The sequence below is a fragment of the Mycobacterium sp. FW102-FHT13B02 genome (assembly GCF_058790275.1).
In genome coordinates this window covers 167,853-192,291 of sequence record NZ_JBYTCM010000004.1, presented here as the reverse complement: position 1 = coordinate 192,291, position 24,439 = coordinate 167,853, and the positions used below count along the sequence as shown (strand labels likewise).

Annotated in this window: 22 protein-coding genes; 10 read left to right on the top strand and 12 right to left on the bottom strand. The window is 67.5% G+C overall.

All coding sequences use genetic code 11. The features are described from left to right. Positions 1-96 precede the first annotated feature (96 nt). Positions 97-3,066: a trehalose monomycolate exporter MmpL3 gene (gene mmpL3 / locus AC3WTE_RS09015; RefSeq protein WP_492437067.1), complete on the top strand. Its 2,970-nt coding sequence runs from the start codon at positions 97-99 to the stop codon at positions 3,064-3,066. On the opposite strand, the gene AC3WTE_RS09010 is transcribed toward mmpL3, so the two are convergent. Then, complete coding sequence (locus AC3WTE_RS09010; protein ID WP_492437066.1) at positions 3,026-4,198, bottom strand: AI-2E family transporter; 1,173 nt, start codon at positions 4,196-4,198, stop codon at positions 3,026-3,028. The two genes, mmpL3 and AC3WTE_RS09010, sit on opposite strands and share 41 nt — an antisense overlap. A gap of 126 nt (positions 4,199-4,324) precedes the next feature. Here AC3WTE_RS09010 and AC3WTE_RS09005 point away from each other — a divergent pair, with 126 nt between their 5' ends. Genes AC3WTE_RS09005 through AC3WTE_RS08995 form a run of 3 tightly spaced genes read left to right on the top strand, consistent with a single transcriptional unit; the run spans position 4,325 to position 7,029 of the window. Next, positions 4,325-5,467, top strand: coding sequence for a lysylphosphatidylglycerol synthase transmembrane domain-containing protein (locus tag AC3WTE_RS09005; RefSeq protein ID WP_492437344.1), 1,143 nt, complete (start codon positions 4,325-4,327; stop codon positions 5,465-5,467). After that, complete coding sequence (locus AC3WTE_RS09000; protein WP_492437065.1) at positions 5,454-6,668, top strand: M23 family metallopeptidase; 1,215 nt, start codon at positions 5,454-5,456, stop codon at positions 6,666-6,668. The genes AC3WTE_RS09005 and AC3WTE_RS09000 overlap by 14 nt, the downstream gene beginning before the upstream one ends. Then, on the top strand, positions 6,658-7,029 hold the full coding sequence (locus AC3WTE_RS08995; RefSeq protein WP_492437064.1) for a DUF3054 domain-containing protein: 372 nt from the start codon (positions 6,658-6,660) through the stop codon (positions 7,027-7,029). The genes AC3WTE_RS09000 and AC3WTE_RS08995 overlap by 11 nt, the downstream gene beginning before the upstream one ends. Before the next feature lie 45 nt (positions 7,030-7,074). Here AC3WTE_RS08995 and AC3WTE_RS08990 read toward each other — a convergent pair whose 3' ends face one another. Then, positions 7,075-7,434 carry a heme-binding protein gene (locus tag AC3WTE_RS08990; protein WP_492437063.1) on the bottom strand — a complete coding sequence of 120 codons (360 nt, stop codon included), beginning with the start codon at positions 7,432-7,434 and terminating at the stop codon, positions 7,075-7,077. Positions 7,435-7,536: 102 nt separating this feature from the next. Continuing rightward, complete coding sequence (locus AC3WTE_RS08985) at positions 7,537-8,094, bottom strand: hemophore (RefSeq protein WP_492437062.1); 558 nt, start codon at positions 8,092-8,094, stop codon at positions 7,537-7,539. 412 nt (positions 8,095-8,506) lie between these two features. Here AC3WTE_RS08985 and AC3WTE_RS08980 point away from each other — a divergent pair, with 412 nt between their 5' ends. Beyond that, positions 8,507-11,431, top strand: a complete 2,925-nt coding sequence (locus tag AC3WTE_RS08980; RefSeq protein WP_492437343.1) for an MMPL family transporter — start codon at positions 8,507-8,509, stop codon at positions 11,429-11,431. Next, positions 11,428-11,967: a helix-turn-helix domain-containing protein gene (locus AC3WTE_RS08975; protein WP_492437061.1), complete on the top strand. Its 540-nt coding sequence runs from the start codon at positions 11,428-11,430 to the stop codon at positions 11,965-11,967. Before AC3WTE_RS08980 ends, AC3WTE_RS08975 begins: the two co-directional genes overlap by 4 nt. 9 nt (positions 11,968-11,976) lie before the next feature. On the opposite strand, the gene AC3WTE_RS08970 is transcribed toward AC3WTE_RS08975, so the two are convergent. Further along, on the bottom strand, positions 11,977-12,666 hold the full coding sequence (locus tag AC3WTE_RS08970) for a hypothetical protein (RefSeq protein WP_492437060.1): 690 nt from the start codon (positions 12,664-12,666) through the stop codon (positions 11,977-11,979). Beyond that, a complete protein-coding gene (locus tag AC3WTE_RS08965; protein ID WP_492437059.1) occupies positions 12,663-13,343 on the bottom strand; it encodes a hypothetical protein in 681 nt (226 codons plus the stop codon). The genes AC3WTE_RS08970 and AC3WTE_RS08965 overlap by 4 nt, the downstream gene beginning before the upstream one ends. A gap of 59 nt (positions 13,344-13,402) precedes the next feature. On the opposite strand from AC3WTE_RS08965, the gene AC3WTE_RS08960 reads away from it, so the two are divergent. Further along, positions 13,403-15,385 (top strand): M13 family metallopeptidase, encoded by a 1,983-nt coding sequence (locus AC3WTE_RS08960; RefSeq protein WP_492437058.1) that lies wholly within the window; start codon positions 13,403-13,405, stop codon positions 15,383-15,385. 65 nt (positions 15,386-15,450) lie between these two features. Here AC3WTE_RS08960 and AC3WTE_RS08955 read toward each other — a convergent pair whose 3' ends face one another. Continuing rightward, complete coding sequence (locus AC3WTE_RS08955) at positions 15,451-16,524, bottom strand: L,D-transpeptidase (RefSeq protein WP_492437057.1); 1,074 nt, start codon at positions 16,522-16,524, stop codon at positions 15,451-15,453. Positions 16,525-16,747: 223 nt separating this feature from the next. Between AC3WTE_RS08955 and AC3WTE_RS08950 the strand changes: the two genes are divergently transcribed. Next, on the top strand, positions 16,748-17,047 hold the full coding sequence (locus AC3WTE_RS08950; RefSeq protein ID WP_492437056.1) for a thiamine-binding protein: 300 nt from the start codon (positions 16,748-16,750) through the stop codon (positions 17,045-17,047). Between the two features lie 78 nt (positions 17,048-17,125). Here the strand turns inward: AC3WTE_RS08950 and ricR are convergent, their stop codons facing one another. Next, entirely contained in the window at positions 17,126-17,491 is a 366-nt protein-coding gene (gene ricR, locus AC3WTE_RS08945) for a copper-sensing transcriptional repressor RicR (RefSeq protein WP_492437054.1), read from the bottom strand. A gap of 75 nt (positions 17,492-17,566) precedes the next feature. On the opposite strand from ricR, the gene ilvD reads away from it, so the two are divergent. Then, a complete protein-coding gene (ilvD, locus tag AC3WTE_RS08940; protein WP_492437052.1) occupies positions 17,567-19,300 on the top strand; it encodes a dihydroxy-acid dehydratase in 1,734 nt (577 codons plus the stop codon). Positions 19,301-19,506: 206 nt separating this feature from the next. Here the strand turns inward: ilvD and AC3WTE_RS08935 are convergent, their stop codons facing one another. The 5 genes from AC3WTE_RS08935 to AC3WTE_RS08915 all read right to left on the bottom strand — a co-directional run bounded on the left by AC3WTE_RS08935 (position 19,507) and on the right by AC3WTE_RS08915 (position 23,280). Beyond that, positions 19,507-19,947: an SPW repeat protein gene (locus AC3WTE_RS08935; protein WP_492437051.1), complete on the bottom strand. Its 441-nt coding sequence runs from the start codon at positions 19,945-19,947 to the stop codon at positions 19,507-19,509. Positions 19,948-20,080: 133 nt separating this feature from the next. Next, positions 20,081-20,833, bottom strand: a complete 753-nt coding sequence (locus AC3WTE_RS08930) for a DAPG hydrolase family protein (protein ID WP_492437050.1) — start codon at positions 20,831-20,833, stop codon at positions 20,081-20,083. Further along, positions 20,830-22,170, bottom strand: a complete 1,341-nt coding sequence (locus AC3WTE_RS08925; protein ID WP_492437049.1) for an FAD-binding oxidoreductase — start codon at positions 22,168-22,170, stop codon at positions 20,830-20,832. Before AC3WTE_RS08925 ends, AC3WTE_RS08930 begins: the two co-directional genes overlap by 4 nt. 64 nt (positions 22,171-22,234) lie before the next feature. Then, positions 22,235-22,648, bottom strand: coding sequence for a hypothetical protein (locus tag AC3WTE_RS08920; protein WP_492437048.1), 414 nt, complete (start codon positions 22,646-22,648; stop codon positions 22,235-22,237). After that, on the bottom strand, positions 22,648-23,280 hold the full coding sequence (locus tag AC3WTE_RS08915) for an O-methyltransferase (protein WP_492437342.1): 633 nt from the start codon (positions 23,278-23,280) through the stop codon (positions 22,648-22,650). Before AC3WTE_RS08915 ends, AC3WTE_RS08920 begins: the two co-directional genes overlap by 1 nt. Positions 23,281-23,396: 116 nt before the next feature. On the opposite strand from AC3WTE_RS08915, the gene AC3WTE_RS08910 reads away from it, so the two are divergent. Continuing rightward, positions 23,397-24,401: a DUF4331 family protein gene (locus AC3WTE_RS08910; protein WP_492437047.1), complete on the top strand. Its 1,005-nt coding sequence runs from the start codon at positions 23,397-23,399 to the stop codon at positions 24,399-24,401. The last annotated feature ends 38 nt before the right edge of the window (positions 24,402-24,439 follow it).

Sequence of the window (24,439 nt, the reverse complement as noted above, 5' to 3'; positions counted from 1 at the left end):
AAAAACTGCAGATGACGTGTGCGGTGGCCAAAAATGGCAACCTCTTAGAGAGTGCCTTTGAGCAGGACTTTATGCAGATAATCGTGAGGAGCTGACGTGTTCGCCTGGTGGGGTCGAACGGTGTACCGATTCCGATACATAGTGATCGGCGTCATGGTCGCACTGTGCCTGGGTGGCGCCGTATACGGGTCCAGCCTGGGCGAGCATGTCACGCAAAGTGGCTTCTACAACGAAGGCAGCGAGTCCGTCGCCGCTTCGGTGCTCGGTGACGAGGTCTACGGCCGCGACCGGACCAGCCTGGTGGTGGCGATCCTGACGCCGCCCGACGACAAGAAGATCACCGACCCGGCCTGGCAGAAGAGGGTCAGCGGTGAACTGGATACCTTCGTCAACGACCACAAGGACAAGGTCGTCGCCTGGGTCGGCTGGCTGAAGGCCCCCAGCGACGGACTGAAGAAGATGACGACGCAGGACATGCGGCACACCTTCATCACCGTCCCGCTCAAGGGCGACAACGACGACGCGATCCTGAAGAACTATCAGGCCGTCGCCCCCGACCTGCAGAAGGTCAACGGCGGCAACATCAAGCTCGCCGGCATGGAGCCGCTGGCCAGCGAGCTGACCGGCACCATCGGCACCGACCAGAAGCGCGCCGAGCTCGCCATCGTGCCGCTCGTCGCCGTCGTGCTGTTCTTCGTCTTCGGTGGCGCCGTGGCCGCCGCGCTGCCCGCCATCATCGGTGGTCTGACCATCGGCGGCGCGCTCGGCATCCTGCGCCTCACCGCGGAATTCGGGCCCGTCCACTTCTTCGCCCAGCCCGTGGTGACGATGATGGGCTTCGGTATCGCCATCGACTACGGCCTGTTCATCGTGAGCCGGTTCCGAGAGGAGCTCGCCGAAGGCTACGACGTCGAGGCCGCGGTACGAAGATCCGTCATGACCTCGGGCCGGACCGTGGCGTTCTCCGCCGTGATCATCGTCGCGTCCTCGCTGCCGCTGCTGCTGATCCCACTGGGCTTCCTGCGGTCCATCACGTACGCGATCATCGCGTCGGTCCTGTTGGCCGCCTTCCTGTCGAACACCGTGCTGCCTGCGGTACTGGGCATCCTCGGCACCAACGTCGACGCGCTGGGAGTGCGCACCCTGCTGAAGGTGCCGTTCCTGGCCAACTGGCCGTTCTCCCGCCGAATCATCGACTGGTTCGCCGAGAAGACGCAGAAGACCAAGACCCGCGAAGAAGTTGAAAAGGGCTTCTGGGGCAAGTTGGTCAACGTCGTGATGAAACGGCCGCTGGCGTTCGCCGTGCCGATCACCGTCGGCATGATCCTGCTGGTCATCCCGCTGGGTCAGCTGGCGCTCGCCGGTATCAGCGAAAAGTACCTGCCGCCGGACAACGCGGTCCGTACGTCGCAGGAAGAGTTCGACAAGCTCTTCCCGGGCTTCCGCACCAATGCCCTGACCCTCGTGGTCAAGACCGACAACGGCCAGCCGGTCACCGATCAGCAGATCGCCCAGGTGCGGGCCAATGCCGGAACCATCAGCGGGTTCGTGATGCCGGACGACAACGACAAGTCGAAGATGTGGGCCGAGCGGACCTACCAGGAGGGCGGCACCAAGAACCCGTCCGTCCGGGTGCTGTCCAACGGTCTCGTCAACAGCGGTGACGCCGCCGAGAAGATCAACGAGCTACGCGCCCTGCAGGAGCCGCACGGCATCACCGTGATGGTCGGCGGTACTCCGGCACTGGAGCAGGACAGCATCAGCACGCTGTTCGACAAGCTCCCGTTGATGGGGTTGATCCTGGTGATCACCACGACCCTGCTGATGTTCCTGGCGTTCGGTTCGCTGGTATTGCCCATCAAGGCCGCCCTGATGAGCATGCTGACCCTTGGCTCGACGATGGGCATCCTGACCTGGATGTTCGTCGAGGCCGGGCACGGTTCCGGACTGATGAACTACACGCCGCAGCCGCTGATGGCGCCGATGATCGGCCTGATCATCGCGGTGATCTGGGGTCTGTCCACCGACTACGAGGTGTTCCTGGTGTCCCGCATGGTGGAGGCCCGCGAGCGCGGCATGTCCACCGCCGAGGCCATCCGGATCGGTACCGCCACGACCGGCCGCCTGATCACCGGCGCGGCGCTGGTGCTGGCCGTCGTCGTCGGCGCGTTCGCGTTCTCCGACCTGGTGATGATGAAGTACCTGGCCTTCGGCCTGCTGATGGCGCTGCTGCTCGACGCCACCGTCATCCGGATGTTCCTGGTGCCGGCCGTCATGAAGCTGCTCGGCGACGACTGCTGGTGGGCGCCGCTGTGGATGAAACGCATCCAGGTCAAGTTGGGTCTCGGCGAGACCGAGCTGCCCGACGAGCGCAAGCGTCCCACGGTTCGCGAACCCGAGGACCCGCGCGCATTGGTCGGATCCGGTGCTCCGGTCCGTCCGCCGCACGATCCGACGCATCCGGCCGCCGGCCAGCGCGCCGTCCCGACCCGGATCGTCCCGGGTCAGCCGCAGCCGCCGAGCCAGGCTCCGACCAACCGCATGCCGAGCGCTCCGCCGCAGTCCCCGGCTCCGCAGGCCCCGGCCGCGCCGCCGGCTCCGTCTGCCGAGCCTGCGACCACCCGGTTCAGCGCCGCCCGGGGCGCCTTCCGCAACGTGGTGTCGAACGTGACCCGCGCCGTCACCCCGCAGAACGGGGAGCCGACGCCGCCCGCCACCGCCGTCGGCGACGCGGCGACCACCGCGTTCCGTCAGGCCGACCCCGCCACCACCGCGTTCCGTGCGCCGGGCGGTGTCGAGCGACCCGCCGACACGGGCCACGACGGCAATCGGGAGATCGAGTCGTGGCTGGGGCAGCTACGGGGCAACATCAGCGCCTCGGGGCCGCAGATCCAGACCCCGTCAGACGCGCCGGGCGAGGGCAACGAGCCGACCACGGCGTTCCGCGCCCAGCCGGCCGATGCCCCGGAGGCCACCGAGAAGATCGACACCGAGCAGACCCAGCGTCGCGGTACCGGCGGCGGGGTCAGCGCTGCGGATCTGCTGCGCCGGGAGGGCCGTCTGTAGCAGGCGGCGTGCCCTCCTGCGACACCGCCGCGGCGGCGACGGAACCGGCTTCGGCGAGTAGCTCAGCTTCCTCGGCGTCCGGATCGCTGGCCACCAGTACCCGGATGGCGCTGTTGAGGAAAGCGACGATGGGTACCGCGATCAGCGCGCCGATGATGCCGGCCATGACGCCGCCACCGGCGATGGCCAGCACGACGGCGAGCGGGTGGACGGACACCGCGCGGCCCATCACGATCGGTTGCAGCACATGGGCTTCCAACTGTTGGACCGCGATGATCAGGCCGAGCGCGATCAGCGCGTAGATCCAGCCCTTGGCGATCAGGGCCACCACCACAGCCACGAAACCGGTCAGCACGGCACCGACCAGCGGCACGAACGCGCCCAGGAACACCAGTGACGCCAGCGGGAGCGCCAGCGGCACGCCCATGATCGCCAGCCCCGTGCCGATGCCGACGGCGTCGACCATCGCCACCACGAACGTCGCGCGGACGTACCCGATGAGGGAGCCGAACCCCGCCCGGCCGGCGTCGCGCACGCGGTCCCGGACCGAGGCCGGGAAGATCCTCGTGACGAATTCGTAGATGTCGCGCCCGCCGTGCAGCAGGAAGATCAGGGTGAAAAGGGTGAGCAACAGGCCGGTGATGATCTCGGTCAGCGCGCCGGCAGTGGAGAACACCCCGCTGGTGAGCTTGGACTGATTGTTCTTCAGGGCGTCGATGGCGGTTTGGCCGACGCTGTTGATCTGCTCGCTGCTCAGATGCAGGATCGGGCCTTCGGTCAACCATTTGCGGGCGCCGTCGATACTTCGGGTGACCTGCTCCACGAGCGCCGGAGCACCATCGATGAACTGGGAGACGACGAACGTCAGGATGCCGCCCATCACCACGATGGAGCTCAACAGCATGACCGCGACGGCCGCACCGCGCGCCAGTCCGCGCCGGGCCAACAAATCGACGGCGGGCAACAGGAACGCCGTCGCCAGGGTGGCCAGCAGCACCGGTACCACGATGACTTCGAGCTTGGTCACCACCCACAACGCGGCGAGCACCGCACCGAAGATCGCCAGCAATCGCCATGACCAGGCTGCGGCCTTGCGTACCACCGGATCGACCGCTTCGTGGGCATGCGACATGGGCGCCAGCGTAGCGCCGACGGATGACGCCACGAGGTTGTTGCAAGATGCTTACCGCACACGGCGAGCCGCCCGCGACACGCCGGATACGCTAAGCGGGTGTCGAACGAGGCTGCGCCAGGCCCAATGGCGGCCCACCGTCGCGGCCCCTGGATCGCTTGCCGTCGCGGTGAGGCCCGCCCGCAGGCGGTTCGGGTGCGCGGCAAGTACTGGTGGCTGCGCTGGGTGCTGATCGGCATCGCCGTGACCGTGCTGACCATCGAGGTCGTGATGGTGTGGGAGCAGCTGGCCAAAGCGTGGCTCAGCCTGCTGTCGGCCGCGTGGTGGTGGGTTGCCGCGGCGGCCGTCGCGGCGCTGGCCTCCATGCACAGCTTCGCGCAGATTCAGCGCACTCTGCTCCGGTCGGCCGGCGTGCAGGTCAAGCAGTGGCGGTCCGAAGCCGCGTTCTACGCCGGCAACGCGTTGTCCACCACGCTGCCCGGCGGCCCGGTGCTCTCGGCCACCTTCGTGTACCGCCAGCAGCGGCTGTGGGGCGCCTCGCCATTGGTGGCGTCATGGCAGCTGGTGATGTCCGGGGCGCTGCAGGTGGTCGGGCTGGCCCTGCTGGGGCTGGGCGGCGCGGTCCTGCTCGGCGCGAGCAAGAACCCTCTGTCGCTGATCTTCACCATCGGCGGTTTCGCGGTACTGCTGGTGCTGGCCCAGACCGTCGCGGCCAACCCGCAGCAGATCGACGGCATCGGCGTCCGGTTGCTGTCGTGGTTCAACTCGTTGCGCGGCAAGCCGGCCGAGACCGGGCTGGACGGCTGGCGCCGCACCCTGGGTCAGCTGGAGTCGGTCAGCCTGAGCCGACGGACGCTGACGGTCGCGTTCAGCTGGTCGCTGTTCAACTGGGTCGCCGACGTCGCGTGTCTGGCCTGCGCGGCCTACGCCACGGGCGGGCATCCGTCGCTGGCGGGCCTGACCGTCGCCTACGCCGCCGCCCGCGCGGTCGGAGCCATTCCGCTCATGCCGGGCGGGCTGCTGGTGGTCGAGGCGGTGCTGGTGCCCGGCCTGGTGTCCAGCGGTATGACGCTCGCGGCCGCCATCTCGACCATGCTGATCTATCGCCTGGTCAGCTGGATCTTCATCTCGGCGATCGGCTGGGTGGTGTTCTTCATCCTGTTCCGCACCGAGAAGGACTTCGATCCGGACACTACCGGTACCTCTTCCAGCGCCACGGACATCCGCGGTTCGGCACCCGACCCCGAGACGCCGCATGACATCGGCTAGCCGGCTGGCGGCGGCGCTCGTCCTCGCCGCTGCCCTGACGTCGTGCACGCCGGCACCGAAATCGGTTCAACCGTCCTCTCCCCCAACTAGTTCCACTGGTTCCGCGGAGCCGATCGTCACGCCTGTGTTGGCCGACGTCGTCGCCGCACCCGTCCCGGTTCCGGCCACCGACGGCCGTGTCCACCTCGCGTACGAGCTGCTGCTCACCAACACCTCGCCCGAGACGGTGACGGTGGACTCGGTTGCCGTCATGGGTCCGGCCGGGCCGCTGCTGCAACTGTCCGGCGCCGGTCTTGTCTACTGGACCCGGACCATGGGCACCCGGATCAGCACCAACGATCTGGGCCCCGGGCAGCGGTCCATCGTGTGGCTGGACGTCAGCCTGACCGCGGGAAGCACCGTGCCCCAGCAGCTTTCACACCGCGTGGTGGTCAAGGTACCCAAACCGATGCCGCCGCTCGTGCCGCCGGTGGTGACCGAGAACGTCGCGCCGGTGACGGTGTCCGACCACAAGCCCGTCGTACTCGAACCGCCGCTGCGCGGCCCCGGCTGGCTCGACGGCAACAGCTGCTGCGACATGACGCCGCACCGCATGGCCCTCAACCCCATCGATGGAAAGCTCTGGGCCGCAGAACGATACGCCATCGATTACGAGCAGCTACAGCCAGACGGGCGGCTGTTCACCGGCGACGGCGCGAAGAACACCAGTTACGCCTACTTCGGGGCCGACGTGCACGCGGTGGCCGCGGGCCCCGTAGTGGCGGTACTCGACGGTCTGCCGGAACAGGTGCCCGGCCAGAATCCGACCGGCCTGACGCTGGCCCAATACGGCGGCAATCACGTCGTGCAGGACATCGGGAACGGCAACTACGCGTTCTACGCGCATCTGCAGACCGGGAGTGTCAAGGTCAAACCGGGCGATCAGCTGAACACCGGCCAGGTACTCGGACACGTTGGCAATACCGGCAATTCGACCGGGCCGCATCTACATTTCCACGTGATGAGCACACCGGATCCCTTGCGCTCCGACGGCCTGCCGTTCGTCTACCGCTCGTTCAAGCTCACTGGACGCCTGATCAGCATGGCGGCCGGTGACGCCCTGGAGACCGGCGCCCCCGCCCGGCTGGACCCCGGCTTCACTCCCCGAGACGAAAACAATGTCAGCCCACTGAATCTGGACGTGATGACCTATGACAATTGAGCAGACCACCGGAACCCGCAGCGCCGCACTGGCTTTCCTCGCCGACGTGGTGTGCGTGGTGATCTTCTGCACCATCGGCCGACGCAGCCACGCTGAAGGCGTCACGCTCACGGGCGTGGCGCACACGAGCTGGCCGTTCCTGACCGGGACCGTGGCGGGCTGGGCACTGTCGCGGGGCTGGCGTCGCCCGACAGCGCTGAACCCGACCGGATTGACGGTCTGGGTCAGCACCGTCGTGATCGGCATGCTGTTACGCAAGGCCTCGGCTCAGGGCGTCGCGGTCAGCTTTGTGATCGTCGCGTCGACCGTCACGGGCATCCTGCTGCTGGGCTGGCGCGGCGCAGCTCGCCTCTTCAAGTGATTTGTGCACGAAAGTCCGCGGCGGCCGCGGGTTTTCGTGCACAGATCACTTACGGATGCCGCAGCGGTCGCGGATGTCCTTCAGCGGCTGCCGGATGCCCTGCAGCTCGGCCTTGGTCTGCGGGTTATCGGCCAGGTACTGCTTCACCTTGGCGTGCGCCTGATCCCTCGACAGGCCGCGGAGGCCGCTGAAGAAGTCGTTCACATCCGGGTGGGTGAACAGGTAGGCGGAGGTCGAGGCGTCGACGCCCGCGCGGACGCCGGCCAGGTCCGCGGCGGTGCAGTTGGGCGGTGCGTCGTCGGCGAGGGCCGACGGGACGGCACCGAAAAGCATGCTGCCGGCGACCGCGCCGGCGCCGATGAAGCCGGCAACAGCGCGTCGCTTGGCCAGAGCGGTGAGCATCATGTAGTCAAACCCCTTCGTCGAGAACCCCGGTAGCGGAACCCCACGGGGCTACCGGCCCCTCAAAGATAAGCAGAAAGAGCTGATAACCGCCTGGCGTTGCGCTCAGCGCGCGGCGGGTTGCGTCGCCGCTACGGCCTGCGCCGCCGGAATGGACCCCGTCGCCGTCGTCACGCCGGGCAGGCTGGGCGTGAACGGCGCGCTTCCAGGCGCGCTGCCGGGCACGCTCGGCATCGCGGGCAGCGCGGCCGGCAGACCGCTACCCTGCTGTGCCGACTGCATCAGCCCCATCAGCTGCGGCAGCGTCAACGGCAGCTTGCACTGCGAGGACAGCGTCACCAGCGGCGCCTGCAAGTTCTGCAGCGCGGCGCCCTCCTGCGGGTTGGCGTCGAAGTACGTCTTGAGCGCTGCCAACGACTGCGGGCCGGGCTGCTGCTGCGAGATGGTCGTCAAGGTTTGGTTCGCCGTCGGGTGCGCATCCAGATAGGTGCCGGTCGACGTGGCCACCATGCCGATGGTCTTGGCAACCTGGCTGGCCGCGCACGGATCCTGGCCCGCACCCGCCGACGGGGCGCCGAACGACGTCACCACAACACCGCCGAGCGCAGTTACAGCGAATACCCCGGCAAGCCCGCGGCGGGCCGTCACGATGGTCGTTTTCATGGCACAACTCCTCACGGTTTACCGGCCATCGACGGCCGCGTAAACACTCGGCAAACACTGATTTCCCGGGACTGCGCCGCACGACGTGCCGGACCTCACCCGGGATTCGGCTCTTGCCATCTTGCCATCGCCGCCGGGCCGGCGCCCAATCCACACAGCAAACATCCAGGTCAACGACCAGTTGCCGCCAGCCCCGCAAACCCACGAACTGCCGTCGACGGGGTTGCTGGCCGCCCCGGCCGCCGCCCGGTTGCAGTTGGGTCAAGGTTCCGCCCCTGGCGCCCCAACGGCGCTCGCGGGCCGGTCACCCTACCCCATACTGAGGTAGGGTCGGCGGCACGCAACGCCGATCAAAAAGACTCCGGTGGCAACCGGGACGACCGCAGGAAGAGGGTTCGCCATCCAGCAGTTGATGATGCGGCTGAGCGCTCTGCTTCGGCGTTGGCGCTGGGCGGTTTTCGCCACCTGGCTGCTGCTCATGGTGCCGTCTCTATATCTCGCGGCGACTCAGTCCAGCAACCTCAGCGGCGGCGGGTTCGACGTCGCCGGTTCCCAGTCTCTGCACGTCCAGTACGAGCTCGAGGACCACTTCCCCGACGAGGGCGCCTCACCGCTGGCCTTGGTCGCGGCCCCGACCGCGGGCGCGTCGCAGGAAGACATGGCGGCGGCGGTCGACGAGCTGAGACGCATCGCGGCGGGCGTCTCCAACGTCAAGGTCGTGCCCGACCCCACGCAGGCGGAGCCGCAGGCCGGCAAACCCTACGTCGTGACGCTGCGCCTCGACTTCAACAACAGCGGCGCCGTCGACATCGCCAAGAAGCTGCGCAAGGCCGTCGGCGTCGAAGGCGGCAAAGCCGGCCAGACGGCGGACGGCAAGGTCCGGCTGTACGTCATCGGTCAGGGCGCACTCGGTGCGGCTGCCAGCGAGACCACCAAGCACGACGTCGCCGAAGCCGAGAAGTGGAACCTGCCGATCGTCCTGATCGTGCTGCTGGCGGTGTTCGGGTCGCTCGCGGCCGCGGCCATGCCGATGATGCTCGGCGTGTGCACGGTGATCGTGACGATGGGCGTGGTCTACCTCCTGTCCATCTGGGTCACCATGAGTGTCTTCGTGACGACGACGCTCTCGATGTTCGGCATCGCGCTGGCCGTCGACTATTCGCTGTTCATCCTCATGCGCTTCCGCGAGGAACTACGGGCCGGCCGCGACCCGGAACAGGCCGTCGACGCGTCGATGGCGACCTCGGGTCTGGCGGTGCTGCTGTCCGGACTGACGGTGATCGCCTCGATCACCGGCATCTATCTGATCGGCACGCCGGTGCTGTCGTCCATGGCCACCGGCGCCATCCTGGCCGTGGCCGTCGCGGTCCTGACCTCGACGACCCTGATTCCCGCAGTGCTGGCCACGTTCGGCAAGCGCGTCGCCAAACGCTCGTCGTGGCTGCACGTCACGCGCCGCCCCGACGCCACGCAGTCCCCGTTCTGGACGCAATGGACCGAACGCACCATGCGGCGCCCGTGGCTGTCGGCGCTGCTGGCCGCCGTCTTCCTGATCGCCCTGGCGGCACCCTCGTTCGGCATGCAGCTGGGCAACAGCATGCTGCGTCAGTTCCAGCCGTCCCACGAAATCCGGGCCGGGGTGGCCGCCGCCGCGGAAGCCCTGGGCCCGGGCGCGCTCGGACCGATCCGGGTGCTGGTGACGTTCCCCGAGGCGACGGCGTCCGACCCGCAGAACACCGCGACGCTCGACGCCCTGCACCAGAACATGACGCAGGCACCGGACGTGTCCCAGGTGGCCCCGCCGGTGTTCAGCAATGACAACCGCAGCGCCCTGTTCTCGATCGTCCTGCGGGTCGACCCCGAGGACCTCGTCGCGCGTGACTCCATCACCTGGCTACGACAACACCTGCCGAACGTCGCCGGCCCCAACGTCGCGATCGCGGTGGGCGGGCCCACGGCGCTGATCATGGACTTCGACCACCGGGTCGCCGACACCGAGATCCTGGTGTTCGTCTTCGTGTCGCTGATCGCGTTCGTGATGCTGCTGATCTCGATCCGCTCGGTCGTGCTGGCGATCAAGGGCGTCCTGATGACCGTGCTGTCTGTGGCCGCGGCCTACGGCAGCCTGGTGATCGTCTTCGAGTGGGGCTGGTTCCAGGCGCTCGGGTTCAAACCTCTGGAATCACTGGACACCACCATTCCGCCGCTGGTGCTGGCGATGACGTTCGGCCTGTCCATGGACTACGAGATCTTCCTGCTGACGCGCATCCGGGAACGGTTCCTGCAGACCGGCAACACCCGCGACGCCGTCGCCTACGGCGTCAGCACCAGCGCCCGCACCATCACCAGCGCCGCACTGATCATGATCGCCGTGTTCATCGGGTTCGCGTTCGCCGGCATGCCGCTGGTGGCCCAGATGGGTGTGGCGTGCGCCGTCGCCATCGCGGTCGACGCGACGGTGGTGCGGCTGGTCCTGGTGCCCGCGCTGATGGCGATGTTCGACCAGTGGAACTGGTGGCTGCCCAAGTGGCTGGACCGTCTGCTGCCGTCGGTGGATTTCGAGAAGCCGCTGCCCGCCTCCGACACCGGCAGCCTGGTCATCATCCCCGACGACATCTCCGCGCTGGGCCCCTCGGGCGCCGAACTGCGCAGCGTCGTCAAGTCCGCTGCAAAGTTGAAAAACCTTGCCGCACAGACGGTTACGGTTCCCGATCCGCTGGCCTTCAGCGGCTGCAGCGGCGCCGACGCCGACGAGCAGGAGTACGCGCCACGGGCCGTGCCACGGCGCATCGCGGCGGCCCCGCCGCGCAAAGACCGGCCGCGCGCCGGGCTGGCGCTGCTGCGGCGCGCGCACGGCCAGTCCCGGTCCGCGGCGGACAACCCCGACGTGCACCCGGTCACCATGTGGGGCGGACGGCTGTCGGTTGCCCTCGACGCCCTGTCGCTCAGCGAGACCGACGGCCCGGCCATCGAGCGCCTCAGCCCGGTGGAAACCACGACGGTGCTGCTGCCCACCGGCGACCGGCTGGAAATCCCGACGGGCGCCGAAACGCTGCGGTTGAAGGGCTACCTGATCATGTCCCGGGGCAGCGTCCGGGACTACGCCGACTTCGTCGACCTGGTGTCTTGCATGGACATCCGGACCGCGGCCGCGGTTCTAGCCGGCATTGACGGGTATTACTGTGGGGAACGGTCGAAGAACCAGTGGGTGGCCACCCAGTTGGTCCGCAGGTTGGCCGACCCGCACCCGTTCGACGACCAGGAAACAGCAGATTGGCCCGAAGTCAAGCAGCGTTGTTTGGCGGTGGCGGTGGCCATGTTGGAGGAGGCGAGGTGACGTTGACATCCGAAGTGAGGGACACCCCTTCTGGTGCCGACGATTCCGGTGACGCCACCGTAGCCGGCAGCAACGGTGCACCCACCGTCGCGTTTCCGGCGCAGGCTCCCGGTGAGAAGCCCGTCGAGTTCTGGTCGACGTCAGCCATCCGCGCCGCGTTGGAGAACGACGATCTGGCGGTGTGGCAGCGCATCGTCGCGGCCATCAAACGGGACCCCTTCGGCCGCACGGCCCGCCAGGTCGAGGAGATTCTCGCGACCACCAATCCGTACGGCATCTCCAAGGCACTGTCCGAGGTGCTGGCCCGCGCCCGCACCCAACTCGAGGCCAACGAATGCGCCGAGGTGGCCCGTCAGATCCGGCTGTTGATGGAGCGCTCCGGCCTCAGTGAGACCGAGTTTGCGTCCCGCATCGGGGTTGGTGCCCAAGAACTTTCGACGTACGTGGCCGGTACCACCAGCCCGTCGGCCGCGCTGCTGGTGCGCATGCGGCGGCTCTCGGACCGGTTCGCCCGGATGCGTTCCGCCCGCTCTTGAACAAGCGCCCTAACGCGATGCGAGCGGGGTCACGTCCATGACCAGCCAGTGTCCGTCCTGCTTGGTCAGCGTGACCCGCAGTCCCAGCACCGTCGCCTGCTGAGGTTTGTTGGGGATGTTCTGGGTGGCCCGCATGACCACCGCGACACTGGCGAAGTTCGGGCCGATGGTCTCGATGCCGGCCGAGATGGTGCTGGCCTGCCCGGCCACCCCACGGCTGGTCAGGTCCTTGGCGACAGCGTTGAACTCGTTGCGGTAGGCCTCCGCGCGCTGCGGCGCCATCAACGACGTGGCCCGGTCGATCGACACGTTCGGTGCGCCGGGCGTGAACGTTGCCGACGCTTCCGCGACGCTGCTGGCGATGCCGACCACCGTCGACATGTCGTGGTCGGTGGTGCGGTCCGGCACCGTCCACTTGGTGTAGCCCACGATCGCCGCCGCAGCCACGGCGACCGTCGTCAGCCCCACGACCGCGAACCGCAACCTGGGCGCGTCGTCGTCGGTGCCCATGGTGACGCCGTCGCGGCGGAACAGCACGAAATTCACCACCGCCGCCTGTAGCACCAGCAGCCCGAGAATGGTGCCCACCACGACCCACCACAGCGGCCGATCCAGCGCCAGCCCGATGTAGACCAGGCTCGCCAGCACCGCGAGCGGCGCCAGGATGTCAAAGACCAGGACGCGCCACGCGTTCCTCATCGCAGCGACTCCAATCGCGAGATCAGCATCTTGCCGCCGACGTCGGACACCCCGAGTCGCAGCCGCCAGCGCACGGTTGTCGGCTTGGCGCCGGCGTTCTGGCTCACGGACGTCGCGATCACCAGCACCGTCGTCGTGTCCGAGGAGATGGCCGCCAGCTCCGGCTGGACCGGCGGTTTGCCCTGATCCCCCGGCGGGTTGTGATGCAGCGTCTCCAGCGCGACGGACTCGATCTGCCCGCTGGTCTGGCTCTGCAGCTTCTGAACCAGCTGGGTGAAGGGTGCGACCGTGGCATCGAAGTCCGCGTTGAGCTGGCCGACCGTGCCCTCGTGCAGCTTCGGCACGTTGACCGTGACGTTGTCCTTGGTCATGTTGATCAGCAGGCCGGCCCACTCGGCGGCGGCTTTCATCGCCTGCGCCTCGTGTGCGCGCTCCGCGTCATTGGCGCGGTGGCCCAGCCAGACCCAGCCCGCCACGACGACCGCAACCACAGCAAGGACGCCCAGCACCGCCGAGGCGATGCCGTAGGGGCTGAAGATTCGATCAGCCTGATCGCTCGGCGCGCTGTCCGTGGCGGCGGGCTTCGCATCGGGCTTGGCAGCACCGGCCGCGCCGGTCGTTGCGGTGTCTTTCGCCGTGTCTTTTTCGGCAGACTCTTCGCTGCGCTCGTCGGGCATGGGCGTGAGGCTACCCGCAGCGCCCACCGGCACTGCAGCGGCGATGGCAGGATGGCGAGGTGACTCTCGAAGCTACCTCTCCCCGATCAGGTATCGACCTGAGCTACCTCGACACCGACGCCCGACCCCAGGATGACCTGTTCGGTCACGTCAACGGCCGCTGGCTCACCGACTACGACATCCCGGCCGACCGGGCCACCGACGGCGCCTTCCGGCTGCTGGCCGACCGCGCCGAGAAACAGGTGCGCGACCTGATCACCAACGCAGCCGGCGCCCCGAATACCGATGCCCAGCGCATCGGCGACCTCTACGCCAGCTTCATGGATACCGAGCGGGTGAACGCCGTCGGCCTGGCGCCGCTGCTGGCGGAGCTGGGTCTCGTCGCCGACGCCGCTACCCCTGAAGCCCTGGCGGCCGTGCTGGGCGCGCTGCAGCGCACCGGCGTCGGCGGTGGCGCGGGCGCGTACGTCGACACTGATTCCAAGGACTCGACGCGGTACCTGCTGCACTTCACGCAGTCCGGCCTGGGCCTGCCCGACGAGTCCTACTACCGCGAGCCGGCACACGCCGCGGTGCTGGCCGCCTATCCGCACCACATCGCCCGGATGTTGGGGTTGGCCTTCGGAGATGACGCGGGCGACCACCTTTCAACGTCCGCCCGCATCGTCGCCCTGGAGACCAAACTGGCTGCGGCGCACTGGGATGTGGTGAAGCGCCGCGATGCGGACCTGAGTTACAACCTGCGCCGGTTCAGCGATCTGGCCGACGAGGCGCCCGGCTTCGACTGGGCGGGCTGGCTGTCAGCGGTTGGCGCGTCGGCCGATGTGGTCACGGAAGTCGTTGTGCGACAACCGGACTTCCTGGCCGCGTTCGCGGCACTGTGGGCGTCCGAGCCGCTCGAGGACTGGAAGGCCTGGCTGAGCTGGCGCCTGATCAGCGGCCGCGCGTCGATCCTGACCGACGATCTCGTGAAGGAGAACTTCGAGTTCTACGGCCGCATGCTGTCGGGCACCGAGGAAATCCGGGACCGCTGGAAGCGCGGCGTCGGGCTGGTCGAGGGCCTGATGGGCGACGCCGTCGGAAAGCTGTACGTGGACCGGCATTTCCCGCCCGCCCACAAGGCGCGGATGGATGAGCTGGTGGCCAACCTGCGCGAGGCCTACCGGGTGAGCATCACCAACCTGGAATGGATGACGCCCGAGACCCGGCAGCGGGCGCTGGCCAAGCTGGACAAGTTCACCCCGAAGATCGGGTACCCGGCGCGCTGGCGCGACTACTCGGCGCTGGTTATCGACGCGAGCGATCTGTACGGCAACTACCTGCGCGGCCAGGCTGTCGAGCACGACCGCGAACTGGCCAAGCTGGGCAGCGAGGTGGACCGCGACGAGTGGTTCATGACGCCGCAGACGGTGAACGCCTACTACAACCCGGGCATGAACGAGATCGTCTTCCCCGCGGCCATACTGCAGCCGCCGTTCTTCGACGCCGAGGCCGACGACGCCGCCAACTACGGCGGCATCGGCGCGGTGATCGGGCACGAGATCGGCCACGGTTTCGACGACCAGGGCGCCAAGTACGACGGCGACGGCAACCTCGTCGACTGGTGGACCGACGCCGACCGCGCCGAATTCGGTTTGCGCACAAAGGCATTGATCGAGCAGTACGAAGCCTTCACGCCCCGGGCGCTGGACTCGAGCCACCACGTGAACGGCGCGTTCACCGTCGGCGAGAACATCGGTGACCTGGGCGGGTTGTCCATCGCACTGCTGGCCTACGAGCTGTCACTGGGCGGCAAGGAAGCCCCGGTGATCGACGGACTGACGGGTGTCCAACGCGTCTACTTCGGTTGGGCACAGGTGTGGCGCACCAAATCCCGTGACGCCGAGGCCATTCGGCGGCTGGCCGTGGACCCGCATTCGCCGCCGGAGTTCCGCTGCAACGGCGTGATCCGGAACATCGACTCGTTCTACGAGGCTTTCGACGTCACCGCGTCCGACGAGCTGTACCTGGAGCCTGCTGAGCGCGTGCGTATCTGGAACTAGCCGCCACCGAATACACAACTGCCCCTTTCCTTGCGGAAAGGGGCAGTTGTGTATGTGCCTGCGAGTCAGCGCGTCCCGGACGTGCTGGACGTGCTGGGCGTCGAGGTGGCGGCGCCGGGGGTCGGCATGCCCCACTGCCAGTCGTCGGCGCCGTCGGACTGGTTGTACAGCCCGACCGAGTTCTTCACGACGATCGGGTCGCCGCTGCCGAACTGGTCGTAGAACCACTTGGCGTTGTCGGGCGACAGGTTGATGCAGCCATGGCTGACGTTGCGCTTGCCCTGGTCGCCCACCGACCACGGCGCACTGTGCACGAAGGCACCGCTGTTGTCGATGCGCACCGCGTTCTGCACGTTCACCTTGTAGCCCTGCGGAGAGTCCACCGGCACGCCGTACGTCGACGAGTCCATGACCACCGTCGGAAACTTCTCCAGCACGTAGTAGGTGCCGTTCTTGGTCTCGTCGCCGGACTTGCCCATGGACATCGGGAAGGTCTTCTCGACCACGCCGTTGCGGCTGATGGTCATCTGGTGCGTGGCGTTGTCGGCGGTCGCGACCAGCGAGTCACCGGTGCGGAAGCTGGACTTCGTGCCCGCCGCGTCGATGTTGACGACGGTGTTCGCCGGCCAGAACGCGATGGGCCGCCAGCGCAGCTGGGTGTCGGTCACCCAATAGAACATGCCCGGCACCGGCGGGGTGGACGAGATGTGTACGGCGTCCTGCGCCATCTGCTTGTTGGCGATGGGCCGCGGGAAGTTGATGTAGATGGGCTTGGCCACGCCCACCATGGACCCGTTGAGCGGGTTGAAGGTCGGCGGGTTGAACGGCGGCTGGCCGACGAACGGGGTCGGATTCTGACCGGCCGGCGTACCCGGCGGGATGGGCTGCGGTTCGCCGGGAATCACGGCGCCAGGGACCACCGGTGTCGGCACAGCGGGAACGACGGGGTCCGCGACAGGCGGAATCGGCGGGGGCAGCGGTGCCTCCACCGGAGCATTCGGGTCGATCGGGCCCGCCGCCAAGCCTGGGTCTGGTGAGTCGGGATCGGCCAGCGCAGACGGGGTCACGACGGTCATCCCGGCGACCAGCCCGGCCGCCACAACCATGCTCAGCAGCCTGCTCTTGTTCCATTGCGGCATTCGCCACCTCCAGTTCACAACGTCCCCAGTCTGTCATAGCGCGCCGACCGGCCACTATCACGAAGGGCCGTCACACCGCACTTTCGGCCCGGTCGCGGGCCACTGAACTGCACAGTTGATCGCCACACAGGTATGGGGTGTTACTCCCGCCGGCTGCGCTGGAACCGCCGGTAACGCCACTAACGGCTGTCGATACCGGGGCGATCCGCGCACAATCGACAGCGTGATTGTTGCCTTCAGCGTCAGCCCGATGGGTGGTGACGAGTCCGGCGGTGTCGGCGCGGCCGTCGCAGCGGCCGTTCGGGTGGCGCGAGAGTCGGGACTGCCCAACGAGACCAACGCGATGTTCACGAACATCGAGGGTGAATGGGACGAGGTGATGGCCGTGGTCAAACGGGCCGTCGACGCAGTGGCGGCAGTGTCCCCACGGGTCAGCCTGGTCCTCAAGGCCGATATCCGCCCGGGCTACACCGGCCAGCTCACCGCGAAGGTCCAGCGCATCGAGCGGGAACTCGGCACCTAGCCGGAATTGCCGTTGACCCTGTACAGAGGGCGCTGATTACTCGCACAAGTGCACCCTCAGCTCAGGGTCGACGATGCGTCAGGACCGGACCAGCCGGGCGATGGCCGCAGAGGCCTCCGCGAGTTTCTGCTCGGCCTCGTCACCGCCGACTGCCACCGCGTGGCTCACGCAGTGCCCCAGGTGCTCGTCGAGCAGCGCCAGCGCGACCGACTGCAATGCGCTGTTCACCGCGCTGATCTGCGTCAACACGTCGATGCAGTACTTGTCCTCATCGATCATCTTGGCGATGCCGCGGACCTGCCCCTCGACTCGCCGCAGCCGCTTGGCGTAGTTGTCCTTGTTGGGCGAGTAGCCGTGTTGGGCCCCCGTCGGCGCATCGCCGTGTGAAGCCTCAGGGTGGCCCGCCACCGCATCCGCGGATGCCGCCGACTCGTCTGCCGTCATAAGCCCAGCGTACCGCATACCCCTTAGGGGTATCCAATAGAATTTCGCTTGGCGGCTCCGGGCATAATTACCTGCATGTCTCCCGAACCCACCAAGTCTGATCTTCGCGCAAGCGGCTCATCGCCTGACATCAAGCCGCGCTCCCGCGACGTCACCGACGGCCTGGAGAAAACCGCGGCCCGAGGCATGCTGCGCGCGGTAGGTATGGGTGACGACGACTGGGTCAAGCCGCAGATCGGCGTCGGGTCGTCCTGGAACGAGATCACCCCCTGCAACATGTCACTGCAGCGCCTGGCCCAGGACGTCAAGGACGGTGTGCACGAGGCCGGGGGTTACCCGCTGGAGTTCGGCACCATCTCGGTCTCGGACGGCATCTCCATGGGCCACGAGGGCATGCACTTCTCGCTGGTGTCCCGGGAGGTCATCGCCGACAGCGTCGAGACGGTGATGCAGGCCGAGCGCCTGGACGGCTCGGTGCTGCTGGCCGGGTGCGACAAGTCGATCCCCGGGATGCTGATGGCCGCCGCCCGCCTGGACCTGGCCTCGGTGTTCTTCTACAACGGCTCGATCATGCCGGGCGTGGCGAAGCTGACCGACGGCACCGAGAAGGAAGTCACCATCATCGACGCCTTCGAGGCGGTCGGTGCCTGCGCCCGCGGCCTGATGTCCCGCGAGGACGTCGACATCATCGAGCGCGCCATCTGTCCAGGCGAGGGCGCCTGCGGCGGTATGTACACCGCCAACACCATGGCCTCGGCGGCCGAGGCTCTCGGTATGTCGTTGCCGGGCAGCGCATCTCCGGTGGCCGTCGACAAGCGCCGCGGCGAGTTCGCCCGCAAGTCCGGCCATGCAGTCGTCGAGATGCTGCGCCGCGGCATCACCGCCCGCGACATTCTGACCAAGGAGGCGTTTGAAAACGCCATCGCCGTGGTCATGGCGTTCGGTGGCTCCACCAACGCCGTGCTGCACCTGCTGGCCATCGCCAAGGAGGCCGAGGTCGAGCTGACCCTCGCCGACTTCACTCGCGTCGGCAACAAGGTTCCCCACCTCGCCGACGTGAAACCCTTTGGCCGCCACGTGATGAAGGACGTCGACGAGATCGGCGGCGTGCCCGTCGTCATGCGCGCGCTGCTGGACGCCGGCCTACTGCACGGTGACTGCCTGACCGTCACCGGAAAGACCATGGCCGAGAACCTCGCCCACATCGCCCCGCCCGACCCGGACGGCAAGGTGCTGCGCGCGATGAACAACCCGATCCACCCGACCGGCGGCATCACCATCCTGCACGGCTCGCTGGCCCCCGAGGGCGCCGTCGTGAAGTCGGCGGGCTTCGAGTCTGACGTGTTCGAAGGCACCGCACGGGTTTTCGAGCGTGAGCGGGCCGCACTCGATGCGCTGGAGGACGGCACCATCACGCACGGCGATGTCGTCGTCATCCGCTACGAGGGCCCCAAGGGCGGCCCGGGCATGCGCGAGATGCTGGCCATCACCGGCGCCATCAAGGGCGCCGGCCTGGGCAAGGACGTGCTCCTGATGACCGACGGCCGGTTCTCCGGCGGTACGACGGGCCTGTGCGTCGGGCATATCGCACCCGAGGCCGTCGACGGCGGCCCCATCGCGTTCGTGCGAGACGGCGACCGCATCCGCCTGGATGTCGCGAACGGCAAGCTCGACCTGCTGATCGACGAGGCCGAATTGGCTTCTCGCCGTGAAGGTTTCGAGCCGCTGCCGCCGCGCTACAAGACCGGCGTGCTGGCCAAGTACACCAAGCTGGTGCAGTCGGCCGCCGTCGGCGCCGTCTGCAACTGACACTCTCCGCGAGCAGTCGCGAAAACCCTCAAATCCTCGCGGATTTGGGGGTTTTCGCGTCTCTTCGCCGGCTAGGCCGAAAGGCCGGGCCGCTTCCTCGATAACGTCGGCGTACCACTGGAGCAGCTTTACCCGATGCGGGGCACCGGTTTTGCACAGCTCCGACCAGCGGTCCGCGACCATCGGCTGAGGCCAGGGTCTCCTACTCAGCCATGGCGGGGGTCCGAACTGCGCACCCGCATACCGAGATACGCCGCACATAGACCGAGCACGATGATCAACGCCCCACTGGCCACGTGGGACCAGATCAGGCCGGCAGTCGGCCCGCTGGTGAAGATCCACGGCGAAATGACCAGCCACACACCGAAGAACGGCAACGTCCAGGTCATGCCGTGGCTCCGGTCGAGAGCACAACCGAAGAGCATGGCAAGTAATGCGACTGCGCCACCGACGATGAGAGCGTTGAACGTCATCCTCGTCATGCCATAGAAATCGATGATCCACGGTGACAACGCCACGTAGACCGCCGTCATCAGCGTCAGCCCGAAGGTCGCCTGGGCCGCCATCGACTCCGAGACCCGGTCATAGCCGGCCCGCAGCGCCATGATGTCCGGATGGTGTTCGATTGATGAATGGACCGTAGTCATTTTTAACCCCTTCCATTACGCGGCAAGGGGTTCGGCCTTGCCGCACCCATCCATCTCAATCCAGAATACGCGCTACCCGGTCACCGCGAACATGAGCTCATGGTCGAGAATCCGGCCACTTTTCGACCACGAGTCAGGCTGGGCCGCACTCCGCGTAAAGCTCAGGCAGGAAGCCGGCGAGGTGGTTCATCTCCTGCGCGCAGTGCACCAGCAGATCGCGCGGATCAGGCAGCTGACGCGCAGCGAGTACCCGGAATGCGTGGTCCGCCAACGAGTTACCCAAGCGGAAGTTGACGTGCCGTCCGCCCATCCAGAAGCGGGAGCGCATCTCGGCACCGCCAGGTGTCGGCCGCACCTGATGGACGAGCCAACCGATGTCGACCGGGATGTCAGGCGATCCGAGGCGAGCGACGATGGCCGGCCCGGCATGCCCTTGCGATACGGGGTCGACGAATTGGATCGCCACCGAACTGAGCGCCGAACCGATGTACTCCTGGACCAGGGACGTCCGCCCGATGTAGGCGAGATCGTCGCGGCCGTCACGCCACCCAGCCGACACATGCGCCCGCGGATGCCACAGCTTGTAGCGGCGCGGGTCGCAGCCGTGCCAGCCGAACCACCATTCCCACATCTCCGGCGTCACGCCCGGCATATCGGTGCGCACGGCCACGGTAAAGCCGCCGTCCGGCAGGCTGCCGTATCCGTTCTCGGTCTGCTGGTAGCCGTCCTCGGCCAACGGTTCTTCGAAGTCGGGTAGCACCGGAGCGGCCTGCGGACCATGCTCGAGCGCCAGCACCACGTGGCGTGGGAGCGCCGCCATGTCCGGGTTGAAGAACCGCCCAAACGGTGTGTCCGCGTCGTTGTCGCGATAGCCCAAATAACTCATGTCCGTCCCATCCACGCGTAGAACCGACTGTCTGGGTCATATTGTGCGCGCACAGCGTCCAGCCGCGCCATGGCCGCATCGGTGGCGAACCGCGCCGGCCGGTCCCCGAGATTCTCGTCCGCCAGCTGTATTCCGGTCGCCAGGTGGGACATCGCCGCCATATTCGACCGGGCCCAGTCGCCGTATCTTTCGTCATCGGCCGGGTCTGCCCAGCCGGCGTAGAGCGCCAGATACACCTCGTCCTCCAGGCTGTAGGCCATGTCCTCACGGGTGGGCGACGGCCCCCAGTTCAGCCAGAGGAAGTGCGACGGGTGCGGCGGCATGGTCGCCAGGATGTTCCGCACGCCCGGCATCAGCTCGTCCGCCGACGCCGACGTCCACATGTTGTCCGCGGCGTAGCGGTGGTCGTTCAGGTAGTTGCTCATCACCGCGTCGTACCAAGTGGGTAGGTTCGTCGGCGCAAACGGCACGGCCATCAGCGCGTTCGCCCGCGCTGGGCACGTATCCAGCAGGGCCACTGCATCTTTCGCTTCCTCGTCGTTGTCGGCGAACACCGGTGAGGCCAGCACGATGCCCGGCACATCGAGGCCCGAACTGGGCATGGCCCGCGAGGCGACGATCTGCAGTTCCACCCGGCGGTCCACGTCGGCACTGATCGCCCGGGCCCACGGGTAGATCTCGTCGGCAGCTTCGAAGGGGTAGACATAGAGGCTGCTACCGCACACCGGCGGCTTCGGATAGAGCCGCACGTGGAACGCTGTCACCACGCCGAAGAATCCCGAACCGGATCCTCTTGCCGCCCAATATAAATCGGGGTGATGTTCGGCGTCGCACCGGATCTGCTCGCCGTCGGCAGTCACCACGTCCAGCGCCAGCACGCTTTCACACGCGGGGCCCAGCATCCGGCTGTTCCACCCGTAGCCGCCCTGCAGCAGGTAGCCACCGAGTCGCACGCCCTTGCAGTGTCCGGATGGGAAGAACAGGCCCTCCTGCTCCAGTTCGGTCGCCAGGACGCTGCCGCCTTTGCCGGGCCCGACGGCGGCGGTCATCGCGTCGCGATCCACCTGGCAGACGTCGAGCCGGCTCACGTCGAGTAATAGGCCACCGTCACGCAGATGATTGGCCGACCAACTGTGCCCACCGGAACGGATGCCGACCGCCAGATTGTTCGCGCCGGCGTAGCGGACCGCCACCACCACATCCGCGCTACAGGACGCCTGCACGATCACTTCCGGGAAGCGCTGCGGCACACGGGCGTTCCACACCGTCGCGCAACGCGCTTCTTCATAGCCCGCATCGCCGCGGCGGAAATGTCGGACCTCGGCCAAAGCTGTCACCGTGACTCCTCACGCCTCGACCCGACCCTCACCGAGAACGTAACACCAGGAATCAGCGGTTACGTCAATTTGGCGATGCCGGATCCTGCTCAGCCAGTACCGCGCGACCACTGACAGGATTGGCCAGCGGCACAAAAATTTTGCCGGGCATCATCATCATGGTGCACACCATGCGTTCACGGTCGGACCGGCGGCCGGAGGTCAGCGTGACGATCACGGATTGCTCCGTCTCCAGCACGGCGGCGTGCACGCCATAGCAGTCCGGCGACCCGAGCGAGACGTTCAACGCCAGGACTGCGTCCGGGTCCAGGCGGCTCCAAGACTCCGCGGCCAGCGGATGGAGGTCGAAGATCGCTGGATCGTCGACGAATGTCGCTCCCGGCGATATGGGCGCTTCCCGTAGCGGCGTCGGGTCAGCCGAGGCCGTCGGCGCAAGGGCTACGGCCAAGACGAGCCCGGCCGCGGCGGCCCTGAGCACTATGTCCCCACCCGGGCCACCGCAAAGCCGTCCCAACCCTTGGTGCCGACCGTCTGGATGGCCGCGGCCTCCAGGCCAGGGTGGTTACCCAGCAGCTCCAGCATGTCCCGCACGCCGCGGGCCTGCAGGTCGTCCTCCGCAGGTTCCAGCACCCGCCCCATCCGGGTGACGTTGTCGATGACGATGAGCGCCCCGGGAACCGCGAGCCGCACCGCCCACTCGACGTAGGCACGGTTGTTCTCCTTGTCGGCGTCGATGAAGAAGAAGTCGAAATGCTCACCGCGCTCGGCCAGCCGCGGCAGGGTTTCCAGCGCGGCCCCGACCAGCACCTCGACCCGGTCGACCACAGCCGCCTGTTCAAAGTTGGCCTTCGCGACCTCCGCGTGGTCGGGCGAGTACTCCAAGGTGATGACCCGGCCCGCTGCCCCGGCCCCACGCGCCAGGTTGATGGTGCTGTATCCGGCGAGCGTGCCGATCTCCAACACCCGAGTGGCGCCGGTGGCGGCGACCAAGAGCGACAACAGCTTTCCGTGCTGTGCGGACACCTCGATGGCCGGCATACCCGCCGTCACCGCGGACTGGCGCGCTGCGGCCAGCGCCTTGTCCTCGGTGCGCAGCACTTCGTTGAACATCTGGTCGACAGCCTGCGGGTCTGGTTGCGTCACCGCCCCAGGCTAGCGCGGGCTGGGTACGTCCGGATTGACCGGTTACGCTGCGTGCCCAGCCACCGGCGACTTAGATAACGCGTATGTCGAATCACTTCACCGGACTCAGCCTCGGCCCGCCGCTGGGCGACCAGCGCCTGGATCTCTGCGATCTGTACGCGTTCCAATCGCCGGCCGACCCGGCGCGCACGGTGCTCATCCTCAACGCCAACCCGAACGCCGATGCCCTGCACCCCGACGCCATCTACCGGCTGGCGATCGACAACGACGGCGACCTGCACAACGACTTCGCCTTCAGTTACGTCTTCTCCGAACCGGTCGACGGGCACCAGACGGTGGACGTGTACCTCGCCACCGGCGACGCCGCGGAATCCCCGGAGGCGGTGGGCGACAAAATCTTCGAGGGCGTCGAGGTGTCGTTCGGCACAGAGCCCGTGATCGCCGAGTCGGGCGGCTACCAGTTCTTCGCCGGCGCCCGCAGCGATGCCTTCTTCTTCGACTTCGACGGCATCAAGAACCTGTTCGACATCCGGGGCGGCCGCAACTTCACCGCACTCCACCTCAGTGGCGAATTCCCTTGGACCGGAGTGGATTCCAACACGCAGGCCAACGTGTGCTCGATGGTCCTGGAACTGCCCACCAGGCAACTGCTGGGCGCCACGCCCGACATCCGAATCTGGGGCCGCTGCAGCGTCCGCCGCGACGGCGAGCTGCTGCATGTGGACCGGGCCGGGCACCCGTCGGTCAGCAGCTTCTTCAACACCGACGACACCAAGGAGGAGTACAACGCCAGCGTGCCGATCAACGACCGGGACCGCTGGATGCCGATGTTCGTACACCTCCTGGGGCACACCGGCGGCTACACCGAGGATGAGGCCGTCGCCGCTGTCGACGCCGAGGGCATCCTGCCCGACATGCTCACGTTCAACCCGGCCCAGCCGGCCAAGTACCCGAACGGGCGGGTGTTCACCGACGACGTGATCGACTACCGGCTGGCCTCGCTGACCAAGGGTGACTGCCCGCCGTCCGGATTGAGTCCACACACCGACACCCTGCAGGTCTTCCCGTATCTGGGTCCGCCGCACTAGACGGTCAGTAGACGCACCGCGCCGTGCGCGAGGGTGCA

Excerpts from the sequence above, each read along its gene's own strand:
- AC3WTE_RS08930 (WP_492437050.1), bottom strand. The coding sequence starts at position 20,833 with ATGAGTTATTTGGGCTATCGCGACAACGACGCGGACACACCGTTTGGG.
- AC3WTE_RS09005 (WP_492437344.1), top strand. The coding sequence starts at position 4,325 with ATGGCGGCCCACCGTCGCGGCCCCTGGATCGCTTGCCGTCGCGGTGAG.
- AC3WTE_RS08970 (WP_492437060.1), bottom strand. The coding sequence starts at position 12,666 with ATGAGGAACGCGTGGCGCGTCCTGGTCTTTGACATCCTGGCGCCGCTC.
- ricR (WP_492437054.1), bottom strand. The coding sequence starts at position 17,491 with ATGACGGCAGACGAGTCGGCGGCATCCGCGGATGCGGTGGCGGGCCAC.
- AC3WTE_RS08910 (WP_492437047.1), top strand. The coding sequence starts at position 23,397 with ATGTCGAATCACTTCACCGGACTCAGCCTCGGCCCGCCGCTGGGCGAC.
- AC3WTE_RS08990 (WP_492437063.1), bottom strand. The coding sequence starts at position 7,434 with ATGATGCTCACCGCTCTGGCCAAGCGACGCGCTGTTGCCGGCTTCATC.
- AC3WTE_RS08995 (WP_492437064.1), top strand. The coding sequence starts at position 6,658 with ATGACAATTGAGCAGACCACCGGAACCCGCAGCGCCGCACTGGCTTTC.
- AC3WTE_RS08915 (WP_492437342.1), bottom strand. The coding sequence starts at position 23,280 with ATGTTCAACGAAGTGCTGCGCACCGAGGACAAGGCGCTGGCCGCAGCG.
- AC3WTE_RS08935 (WP_492437051.1), bottom strand. The coding sequence starts at position 19,947 with ATGACTACGGTCCATTCATCAATCGAACACCATCCGGACATCATGGCG.
- AC3WTE_RS08980 (WP_492437343.1), top strand. The coding sequence starts at position 8,507 with ATGATGCGGCTGAGCGCTCTGCTTCGGCGTTGGCGCTGGGCGGTTTTC.
- AC3WTE_RS08955 (WP_492437057.1), bottom strand. The coding sequence starts at position 16,524 with ATGCCGCAATGGAACAAGAGCAGGCTGCTGAGCATGGTTGTGGCGGCC.
- AC3WTE_RS08965 (WP_492437059.1), bottom strand. The coding sequence starts at position 13,343 with ATGCCCGACGAGCGCAGCGAAGAGTCTGCCGAAAAAGACACGGCGAAA.
- AC3WTE_RS09010 (WP_492437066.1), bottom strand. The coding sequence starts at position 4,198 with ATGTCGCATGCCCACGAAGCGGTCGATCCGGTGGTACGCAAGGCCGCA.
- ilvD (WP_492437052.1), top strand. The coding sequence starts at position 17,567 with ATGTCTCCCGAACCCACCAAGTCTGATCTTCGCGCAAGCGGCTCATCG.
- AC3WTE_RS08985 (WP_492437062.1), bottom strand. The coding sequence starts at position 8,094 with ATGAAAACGACCATCGTGACGGCCCGCCGCGGGCTTGCCGGGGTATTC.
- AC3WTE_RS09000 (WP_492437065.1), top strand. The coding sequence starts at position 5,454 with ATGACATCGGCTAGCCGGCTGGCGGCGGCGCTCGTCCTCGCCGCTGCC.